This is a genomic window from uncultured Escherichia sp., from assembly GCF_948475835.1.
Lineage (GTDB): Bacteria > Pseudomonadota > Gammaproteobacteria > Enterobacterales > Enterobacteriaceae > ECMA0423.
In genome coordinates, this window is sequence record NZ_CAOLGM010000036.1 from 27,684 (window position 1) to 36,886 (window position 9,203).

The window sequence follows — 9,203 nt, forward strand, 5'->3', positions numbered from 1 at the left end:
ATGTCATAAAGTGAAGTCATAAGGACATGCCATGAGAACCAAGGTACAGGCTTTACGGAAGAAACAAAAAAATACATTGGATCAAATAGTTAAAACTCCTGTTCCTCAAGGGATCAAGTGGTCTGATATAGAGTCACTGGTTAAAGCATTAGGCGGAGAAATTAAGGAAGGAAGAGGTTCGCGTTGCAAGTTCATACTAAATATGAGCGTTGCGTGTTTCCATCGGCCTCATCCGTCGCCAGATACCGATAAAGGCGCTGTAGAAAGCGTGCGTGACTGGTTACTAAGTATAGGGGTAAAACCATGATCAAACTGAAGACGCCAAACTCTATGGAGATTGCCGGGCAACCTGCAGTTATCACTTACGTGCCAGAACTGAATGCATTTCGTGGCAAATTCCTGGGCTTGTCAGGTTATTGTGATTTTGTCTCTGACAGCATTCAGGGGCTGCAAAAAGAAGGGGAACTTTCCCTGCGAGAGTATCTTGAGGATTGTAAAGCTGCGGGTATTGAGCCGTATGCGCGTACAGAAAAGATTAAGACCTTTACGTTACGCTATCCAGAATCGCTGAGTGAACGCCTTAATAATGCGGCTGCGCAGCAACAAGTCTCTGTTAATACCTATATTATTGAAACACTGAATGAGCGTTTGAATCATTTATAAATTTTAGCGGCGTACATTACGCAGAATATCTGCCTTTACAGGATCTATCTATGCAACTGAACTTAATTTTATAAATTAAGTTCAGTTAATATCTTTTCTTTCCTCGTTTCAGAAATAACTCAATCTTCCTTCGGCAGGCACTGCAAATGCCCGTGCCGCACGCCGCGCTGGGCGATAACGTCATCGGCAAAATGCTGCACGTCGCCCATATCACCTTTCAGCACGGCGATTTCCAGACAGTCGTCGTGATTGATATGCACATGCAGCGTGGCGACGGAGAGATCGTGGTGATGGTGCTGGGTGGAGACAATGCGGCTGGCTAAGTCGCGTTTTTCGTGTTCATACACATAGGAGAGCACCGCGAAACCTTGCGTGCCGTGCTGCTGAGTGGCCTCCTGGGCCAGAGCGCTACGCAGAATATCGCGGATAGCTTCGGAACGATTGTTATAACCACGACGCTGGCTCAGGCTGTCCAGCGTCTCCAGTAAATCGTCATCAAGCGTGATGGTGACTCGTTGCATTTGCGTTAAACCTTTTCTGTGGTGCGACGGCGCACGGGGAATGCGGGTAATACCGCGTTTTGTAGCACACGTCCGGCGTCAGAGGAAAAGGTTAATTTATCTCCCACCACCTGGGTTTCGACGATTTGTCCGTTGTCCATCACCATCACCCGCTGACAGAAGCGTTCCACCAGGCGTAAGTCGTGGGTGATGAACAGGCAGGCGGTGCCAAACTGTTGTTGTAGCTTTTTCAGCAGGCGAATGACGCCCGCCTGTAACACGAGATCAAGGTTAGAAACTGCTTCATCCAGAATCAGCAGCTTCGGTTCGACCGCCAGCGCGCGAGCCAGGCAGACGCGCTGGAGCTGGCCGCCGCTTAACTGCGGTGGGCGCTTGTCGAGCACGCTGTCGTCGAGATCGACCGCCTTCAGCATTTCGCTGGCGCGCGCCAGTTGTTCGGATTTTTTCAGTGATAGCAGGTGGCGCATCGGTTCACGCAGGATCTCGCGCACGGTTTTGCGCGGATTCACGGCGCTGATGGAGTCCTGAAATACCATCTGAATATCGCGGCGGAACGCTTTACGCTGGGCGCGATTGAGTTTCGCCAGCGGTTCGCCGCGCCAGCTAATATTCCCTTGTGAGGGAGACTCTAAGCCTACCAGCAGCCGCGCGAGGGTGCTTTTTCCGCAGCCGCTGCGTCCCAGCAGGGCGACGGTTTCGCCGCTTTTCAGGGTCAGGGAAACGTTATTCAGCACCGCCTGATGTTGATGTTTTCCGCTAAATCCACCGTGGGCATAGTGATGGGAAAGGCCGCAGACGTTAAGTAAGGTCATGATGCCAGCTCCATACCGTAGAGGGCGAGATGAGCGGAAACCAGGCTGCGCGTCACCGTATGTTTGGGGGCGTTAAACAGCGTTTCTACATCGCCCTGTTCGACAATTTTACCTTGTGACATCACCGCCACGTCATCCGCCAGACGCGCCACAACGCCCATATCATGGGTGACCAGCAGCATTCCCGGCGCTTGTTTTTGCATAATGCTTTCCAGCAGATCGAGGATGCGCGCCTGTGCTACCACGTCGAGGTCGGTGGTCGGTTCATCGGCGATGATAAACGGTGATTCACACAGCACCGCCATCGCAATCATCATGCGCTGCAACATGCCGCCGCTCATCTCGAACGGGTACAGCTTCAGCACGCGCGCGGCGTTTTCCAGCCCCACCGCTTCTATGGCAGCGGTAAGCGTAGCGTCATCGGCGGGTTTCCCTAACGCCAGGCAGGTTTCCCGCGCGTGGGTGTGCATGGTGTGCAGTGGATTAAAGGCGCTGCGCGGGTTCTGCATGATGGTGGCAATTTTGATGCCGCGCAGGGCGCAAGGCGAAACCGGTTTGCCATCGGCTAAAATTTCCCCCGCCGTCTGGCGAACGCCAGCGGGCAAAATGCCCAGCGTCGCGGCGCAGGTTAATGATTTCCCGCTGCCGCTACCGCCGACTAACGCCAGCACGCGCCCGCGTTGCAGGGTTAACGATACACCGTGTACCAGCGGCTGCGCGGCCTGTAGCGCGATATTACGTAGTTCAATCTGTTGCGGCATTAGTGTGCGTGCTCCGTCACCAGATGAGGATCCAGATGATCGCGCAGTGCGTCACCCACCAGGTTAAAGGCCATCACGCTGATAAACAGCGCCAGCCCCGGCCAGAACATTTGCAGCGGCTGGGTCCAGATATACTGGCGCGCGTCGTTAATCATCACGCCCCATTCGGCGGTCGGCGCGGTCACACCGAGGCCAAGGAAAGACATCCCCGCGACGTGCAGCATCATATGGCCGATATCCAGCGTTGCCAGCACCAGCAGCGAAGGGATCACCGCGCCTGCCAGATGATCGACAAACACCCGCACATGGCCCGCACCGGAAAGCCGTGACGCCAGCACAAACTCGCGTTGGCGTAGTGAAATCACCAGGCTGCGCACCATGCGTGCATACCACGCCCAGTGCGACAGGGCGATGGCGATAATTACGTTGGTCAGCCCGGTGCCGAGCACGCCAACCATAAAGAACGACAGAATCGAGGTCGGGAAGGTCATAAACATATCGGCGACGCGCATGGTGGCCTGATCAACGCGTCCGCCAATCAGTCCGGCGCTGCCGCCAATCACCAGCCCTAATGTCAGCACCAGCAGCAGGCAGGCCATTACCGAACCGAGCGACACGCGGGTCGCCGCCATCAGCCGCGAGAAAATATCACGCCCTAAGTGATCGGTGCCCAGCCAGTGCTGCGCATCCGGCGAAAGCAGGCGCGACGGCAGATCAATAGCCTGAGGGTCATACGGCAGCCACCACTGGCTGGTAAGCGCAATCAGCGCCAGCAGGGCGATAATGATCAGCGCCAGGCGTACCGACCAGCGGGAAGAGAGGAAAAAGTTCACGCGTGCGCTCCTTCATGACGACGAATGCGCGGGTCCAGCGCGGCGTTGAGCAAATCGACAATCAAATTACAGACCACAAAAACCACCACCATCATCAGCGTAAAGCACTGGATCACCGGATAGTCACGGTTAAAAATCGCCGACACCGCATAGCGCCCGACGCCCGGCCAGGCAAAGATGTTTTCGATAATCATCGTCCCGCCGATCAGTTCGCCGATGTGCATCCCCACGGCGGTGATCATCGGCAGCGAGGCATTGCGCAGGATGTGGCGACGTTCGGTCTGTTTGTCGTTCAGGCCGCGCAGACGCGCCCAGGTGACGTGACGCTGACCGGCGACGTCCAGCATACTGGCGCGCAGTAAACGCGCGTTAATCGCCAGCGACATAAAGGCAATGGAAACCGCAGGCAAAATGATGTGCTGCCAGCCGCCGTAACCCATCGCGGGTAGCCATTGCAGATACACCGAAAACGCCATCACCAGTAAAAACGCCAGCCAGAAGTTAGGCATCGACACGCCAAGAAACGCGATAAAGCGCACGGCGAAATCCGGCAGACGGTCGCGGTGGCGCGCCGCCCAGATACCGAGCGGTACGGAAGTGAGCAGAATTAATACCAGCGCCGCACCTGCAAGTTCCAGCGTGGCGGGCAGGAAGTTCAGCATATCGTCCAGTACCGGGCGTTGGCTGGCGAATGAGATACCAAAGTCAAGATGCAGCGCCTTCCACAACCAGGTGCCGTACTGGACGTACAGCGGCTGATCCAGTCCCAGCATGGTGCGGGTAGAGGCCAGCATCTCCGGCGTCGGCGGCAGGTTAGACAGACGCAAATAATCGAGCGCCGGGTCGCCGGTACCGAGGCGCAGCATCAGAAAAATGATCACCGAGGCGGCGAGCACCATCGGGATCAGCAGCAGAAAGCGGCGTAATACGTTACGCAACATTAAGGTTTCACCGGTTTAATCTGTTCGAACGGAATTTCGGTGGCGATCGGCGCGTAGGGGATATTACCCAGCTCCGGTTTTGATACCACCATCATCGAGATGTAGCTGATAGGCAGATAAACCGCCTCGTCATGCAGACGGGTCAGAATGTCGCGATACAGCGCCTGACGTTGCGTTTCGTCATGGGTCGCCAGCACTTCGCCGATCTCTTTATCAATCAGCGGCTTATCGGCTAATCCTTGCTGTGCCTGGAAGTCAGCGTGCGACGGTACGCGCATTGAACTCAGGAAGGCGTGTGGATCGTATGGCGCGCCCCAGGTGCGGTGGAAAATCATGCCAAAACGACCGTCGCGCTGACGAGCATAGATACTGCTCTCTTCTTCGCCAATCAGCGAGACATCTGCGCCAATCTGGCGCATATCAGCCTGAATGATTTCCGCCATCGATTTGCTTAACGCATCGGTGCCGATGAACGACAGTTCAATGCGCAGCGGCTGACCATTTTTCTCGCGGATGTCTTTGCCCGCAGGCAGCGTCCAACCGGCTTTTTCCAGCAACTCTTTCGCTTTCTGCGGATCGTACTGGCGCGGTTTCAGGCCGAGATTAGCGTAAGGCACAGAAGGGGCAAACAGGGTGTCGGCGACCTGCTGGGTGCCATATAACGCGTTATCAATCAGCGATTTTTTGTTTACCGCGTAATTAAGAGCTTCACGTACTGCCAGCTCGTTGGTGGGGGCTTTGGCGGTATTGAGCGCCAGCATCACGGTTTCGATCGGCTGTGACAGTTGGGTGTGGTAAGCCGGATTCTGGCTAAAGCGGGCGAAGGTATCGAGCGGTAATAACCCTTCGTTTCCGTACAGCAGGTCGATATCGCCAGTTTCAAACGCCACCGCGCGGGTAGTCGGGTCCGGGATGACGTTAAAGGTGATCTTTTTAATCGCTGGCTTTTCGCCCCAGTAGTTTTCGTTACGGACGAAGACATCGTACTGATTCAGTTTCGATTCCTGCAAAATCCATGGTCCGGTGCCAATCGGCGCTTTAATTCCGTTCATGGTTTCATGGTTTTTAAACTGCGAGGGAGCGATAAAACGGAAAGGACGGGGCAGGGCCAGTTCTTGCAGGAAAGGATAGTAGGCGCTTTTCAGGGTAATTTGCAGCTCTGTTTTACTGAGTGCTTTAACATCAACAATCTGGTTTGCCAGCTCCAGCCAGGCGTGACGTTGACGGTTATCGAGCACTGCGCGGAAGTTTTCTGCCGCCGCCTCGGCATCGAACGGTTCACCGTTGGAGAATTTCACGTCATCACGCAGGGTGAAGGTCCAGGTTTTACCATCTTCTGAATGAGTCCAGCTTTTTGCCAGCCACGGGATCACCGAACCGTCTGCCTGATATTTCACCAATGGTTCATAAACCATGCTCTGGGCGAACATCTGGTTAGGCGTGTAAAGGTGCGGGTTTAGTGGCCCGACATTCACCGGCCAGGCGGTGGTGATTTCATCTGGTGCAGCGGCATGGACGATAAAAGACGCACAAGCCAGCAGCGCAAATAGAGTGCGGCGGAGTGTGGAGAGCATGGTAACCCCAATGGATTAAAATAGATGGCGGAAATAAGTATGACGATTTTAAGTATTCGTCATACTGATTACCTGTTCTGGATCAATAGATGGGCAGTCGGGTGGGCGGATCAGTTAACTGAATCGATCCATTGCACACTGTCGGCGGTGAGCGTAAAGGGAGTAGGGGTGCAGATCGCCAGGCTTAAATTTTCAAGCTGACAATGGCTGACTGACAGCGAGGAGTGATAGGTGCTGTCTACGCTGACGATTTGCCAGGCGCTGCCGCCACGCTGTTTAACGATGGCTTCTTTGCGCGTCCAGATGCGCCAGAACATTTCCAGTTGCTGATCAGGATGCACGGCGTCCATCTCAGCGTGTTCCCCGAGGCTGAATACGGCGTTCGCCAGCCAGCGCCAGTTGGCGCGCGGGCGAATCACTTCGATATCGCAGCCGACTTCGCCTTCATCACTCAACAGCAGGGCGATATCGTCACCGCTATGGCTTAAGTTGAACCATAGCGGCGTTTCCGGCGCAAATGCAGGTTTGCCTTGTTCGCCATAGATGATCTCCGGTAGCGGGGAAAGCGTGTGCGAAAGCAATGCACGCCCCGCCAGCCAGCGTTCGCGTCGTGGACCTTGCGGTGCTTGCTCGCGTAAACCCGGTGGCAGTGGAGCTGCGCTTAAGGTCGAAACTTTCCCCAGAACTATCCGATACATATCAGGGCCAACGTTTAATGGAAAATGAAAGTGCGTATCGTATCACTTGTCGCCTCATCCCGGTAACCGACTTTTCGGTCTGCCTGGCCCCAGTAAAATCGCCAGTTTGCTACCGCCTTTGGTGGTTTCCATCCAGATTTTACACACACTGGTTAATGGCACCGAAAGTAGCATCCCTACCGGGCCGAGCAGCCATCCCCAGATTAACAATGAAAGAAATACCACCATGGTGGACATCCCCAGGCGATGGCCCATCATCCGTGGCTCTAAAATATTGCCGATGACCATATGGACAACTAAAAACAATGCGCCGACCAGAATACATTCGTAAATACCATTAAACAGCAGCACCTGAATCATTGGCGGTACGGCGGAAATTACCGCGCCGATATTGGGCACGTAGTTAAGCAAAAACGCCAGTACTGCCCACATCAGCGCAAACTGTACCCCCATCAGCTCCAGCCCCAGCCAGACGATGACACCTGTCCATAAACTGAGTAGCGTCTTCAATGCAAGATAGTGCGAAACGCCTTTAAGTGCGCGGTGTAATCCCGCGATGTGAATCTGTGGATTATTCAGCGCAAAACGCATTTTGTAAGGGACGTGGCGCACTTCAAACAGCATAAAAACTACGGTCATCACCAGCAAAAGCACGCTCGCCATTGCCCCGGAAAGCCCGGTCATTAGCGCTGTGGTGAAGGTAACCACTTTTTCCGAGTCCATCCGCTGCAGCATTCGCTCCGGCGACATATGCAAATTAAGAAAAGGCAACATCTCCTGCAATTTAAAAAGTTTGCGCGTCAGCTCCTTATTAAACTTCGGCAGCATAGAGATAAATTCGTTAAACGATGCCGCCAGTACGCCGACCAGCGCGGTTAGTGCGATCAGCATCACCACCACTACAATCGTAATGGCAACGGGGCGTTGTACTCCCCGACGAATAAACCAGGTAACGAGCGGGTTGAGGACGATGGCAAAAAACAGCGCCAGTAACAGCTGCACAATGATATCTGCCGCTGCGTGAATGCCCGCGAGGATCACTACCAGCGAGGCCAGCTTGAGCAGAATGTGCATGCCCGTTTTATCGGGTTGAGGGGTTTCCATTGGGGCTTCCTTGTGACTTTTTGTATTAAGTGTAGCGGGAGTCACGCCAGCAATATTCTGATTCTTACTGCTGATTTTCACGTCAGCACGTGGTAAAAATGAAACACTGTTGTAAAAATGTGGTGATCCTCATGCCCGAACCCGTAGCCGAACCCGCGCTAAACGGATTGCGCCTGAATTTGCGCATTGTCTCCATTGTCATGTTTAACTTCGCCAGCTACCTCACCATCGGGTTGCCGCTCGCTGTATTACCGGGCTATGTCCATGATGTGATGGGCTTTAGCGCTTTCTGGGCAGGATTGGTTATCAGCCTGCAATATTTCGCCACCTTGCTGAGCCGTCCTCATGCCGGACGTTACGCCGATTTGCTGGGCCCCAAAAAGATTGTCGTCTTCGGTTTATGCGGCTGCTTTTTGAGCGGTCTGGGATATCTGACGGCAGGATTAACCGCCAGTCTGCCCGTCATCAGCCTGTTATTACTTTGCCTGGGACGCGTGATCCTTGGGATTGGGCAAAGTTTTGCCGGAACGGGATCGACCCTGTGGGGCGTTGGCGTGGTTGGCTCGCTGCATATCGGGCGAGTGATTTCGTGGAACGGCATTGTCACTTACGGGGCGATGGCGATGGGTGCGCCGTTAGGCGTCGTGTTTTATCACTGGGGCGGCTTGCAGGCGTTAGCGTTAATCATTATGGGCGTGGCGCTGGTGGCCATTTTGTTGGCGATCCCGCGTCCGACGGTAAAAGCCAGTAAAGGCAAACCGCTGCCGTTTCGCGCGGTGCTTGGGCGCGTCTGGCTGTACGGTATGGCACTGGCACTGGCTTCCGCCGGATTTGGCGTCATCGCCACCTTTATCACGCTGTTTTATGACGCTAAAGGTTGGGACGGTGCGGCTTTCGCGCTGACGCTGTTTAGCTGTGCGTTTGTCGGTACGCGTTTGTTATTCCCTAACGGCATTAACCGTATCGGTGGCTTAAACGTAGCGATGATTTGCTTTAGCGTTGAGATAATCGGCCTGCTACTGGTTGGCGTGGCGACTATGCCGTGGATGGCGAAAATCGGCGTCTTACTGGCGGGGGCCGGGTTTTCGCTGGTGTTCCCGGCATTGGGTGTAGTGGCGGTAAAAGCGGTTCCGCAGCAAAATCAGGGGGCGGCGCTGGCAACTTACACCGTATTTATGGATTTATCGCTTGGCGTGACTGGACCACTGGCTGGGCTGGTGATGAGCTGGGCGGGCGTACCCGTGATTTATCTGGCGGCGGCGGGACTGGTCGCAATCGCGTTATTACTGACGTGGC

General features: G+C 54.6%; 11 protein-coding genes. 3 read left to right on the forward strand and 8 right to left on the reverse strand.

Annotation, left to right across the window (positions count from 1 at the left end):
- The first annotated feature begins 31 nt into the window (after positions 1 to 31).
- Together QZF50_RS09390 and QZF50_RS09395 are read left to right on the forward strand one after the other, a co-directional pair.
- Positions 32 to 307: a type II toxin-antitoxin system HicA family toxin gene (locus tag QZF50_RS09390; RefSeq protein WP_001259388.1), complete on the forward strand. Its 276-nt coding sequence runs from the start codon at positions 32 to 34 to the stop codon at positions 305 to 307.
- Positions 304 to 663, forward strand: a complete 360-nt coding sequence (locus tag QZF50_RS09395; RefSeq protein WP_000593555.1) for a type II toxin-antitoxin system HicB family antitoxin — start codon at positions 304 to 306, stop codon at positions 661 to 663. Before QZF50_RS09390 ends, QZF50_RS09395 begins: the two co-directional genes overlap by 4 nt.
- A gap of 119 nt (positions 664 to 782) precedes the next feature.
- Here the strand turns inward: QZF50_RS09395 and nikR are convergent, their stop codons facing one another.
- The 8 genes from nikR to QZF50_RS09435 form a co-directional block, all read right to left on the reverse strand.
- Positions 783 to 1,184: a nickel-responsive transcriptional regulator NikR gene (nikR, locus tag QZF50_RS09400; protein ID WP_001190062.1), complete on the reverse strand. Its 402-nt coding sequence runs from the start codon at positions 1,182 to 1,184 to the stop codon at positions 783 to 785.
- 5 nt (positions 1,185 to 1,189) lie between these two features.
- Positions 1,190 to 1,996 carry a nickel import ATP-binding protein NikE gene (nikE, locus tag QZF50_RS09405; RefSeq protein WP_000173666.1) on the reverse strand — a complete coding sequence of 269 codons (807 nt, stop codon included), beginning with the start codon at positions 1,994 to 1,996 and terminating at the stop codon, positions 1,190 to 1,192.
- The gene (gene nikD, locus QZF50_RS09410; protein ID WP_001136236.1) at positions 1,993 to 2,757 is read right to left on the reverse strand and encodes a nickel import ATP-binding protein NikD; all 765 of its coding nucleotides are present in this window, start codon (positions 2,755 to 2,757) and stop codon (positions 1,993 to 1,995) included. Before nikD ends, nikE begins: the two co-directional genes overlap by 4 nt.
- Positions 2,757 to 3,590 (reverse strand): nickel ABC transporter permease subunit NikC, encoded by an 834-nt coding sequence (gene nikC / locus QZF50_RS09415; protein ID WP_001008963.1) that lies wholly within the window; start codon positions 3,588 to 3,590, stop codon positions 2,757 to 2,759. The genes nikD and nikC overlap by 1 nt, the downstream gene beginning before the upstream one ends.
- Positions 3,587 to 4,531: a nickel ABC transporter permease subunit NikB gene (gene nikB, locus QZF50_RS09420; RefSeq protein WP_061892553.1), complete on the reverse strand. Its 945-nt coding sequence runs from the start codon at positions 4,529 to 4,531 to the stop codon at positions 3,587 to 3,589. The genes nikC and nikB overlap by 4 nt, the downstream gene beginning before the upstream one ends.
- Entirely contained in the window at positions 4,531 to 6,105 is a 1,575-nt protein-coding gene (gene nikA, locus QZF50_RS09425; RefSeq protein WP_000953356.1) for a nickel ABC transporter substrate-binding protein, read from the reverse strand. The genes nikB and nikA overlap by 1 nt, the downstream gene beginning before the upstream one ends.
- Positions 6,106 to 6,215: 110 nt before the next feature.
- Positions 6,216 to 6,803 (reverse strand): 4'-phosphopantetheinyl transferase AcpT, encoded by a 588-nt coding sequence (acpT, locus tag QZF50_RS09430; RefSeq protein ID WP_000285784.1) that lies wholly within the window; start codon positions 6,801 to 6,803, stop codon positions 6,216 to 6,218.
- A gap of 54 nt (positions 6,804 to 6,857) precedes the next feature.
- A complete protein-coding gene (locus QZF50_RS09435) occupies positions 6,858 to 7,907 on the reverse strand; it encodes an AI-2E family transporter (RefSeq protein WP_001297848.1) in 1,050 nt (349 codons plus the stop codon).
- Positions 7,908 to 8,005: 98 nt separating this feature from the next.
- On the opposite strand from QZF50_RS09435, the gene QZF50_RS09440 reads away from it, so the two are divergent.
- A partial coding sequence (locus tag QZF50_RS09440; RefSeq protein WP_290388863.1) for an MFS transporter occupies positions 8,006 to 9,203 on the forward strand: 1,198 nt, incomplete at its 3' end.

Bases quoted from the DNA above. Each gene is read 5' to 3' on its own strand.
- QZF50_RS09390 (WP_001259388.1), top strand. From the start codon at position 32: ATGAGAACCAAGGTACAGGCTTTACGGAAGAAACAAAAAAATACATTG.
- QZF50_RS09395 (WP_000593555.1), top strand. From the start codon at position 304: ATGATCAAACTGAAGACGCCAAACTCTATGGAGATTGCCGGGCAACCT.
- nikR (WP_001190062.1), bottom strand. From the start codon at position 1,184: ATGCAACGAGTCACCATCACGCTTGATGACGATTTACTGGAGACGCTG.
- nikE (WP_000173666.1), bottom strand. From the start codon at position 1,996: ATGACCTTACTTAACGTCTGCGGCCTTTCCCATCACTATGCCCACGGT.
- nikD (WP_001136236.1), bottom strand. From the start codon at position 2,757: ATGCCGCAACAGATTGAACTACGTAATATCGCGCTACAGGCCGCGCAG.
- nikB (WP_061892553.1), bottom strand. From the start codon at position 4,531: ATGTTGCGTAACGTATTACGCCGCTTTCTGCTGCTGATCCCGATGGTG.
- nikA (WP_000953356.1), bottom strand. From the start codon at position 6,105: ATGCTCTCCACACTCCGCCGCACTCTATTTGCGCTGCTGGCTTGTGCG.
- acpT (WP_000285784.1), bottom strand. From the start codon at position 6,803: ATGTATCGGATAGTTCTGGGGAAAGTTTCGACCTTAAGCGCAGCTCCA.
- QZF50_RS09435 (WP_001297848.1), bottom strand. From the start codon at position 7,907: ATGGAAACCCCTCAACCCGATAAAACGGGCATGCACATTCTGCTCAAG.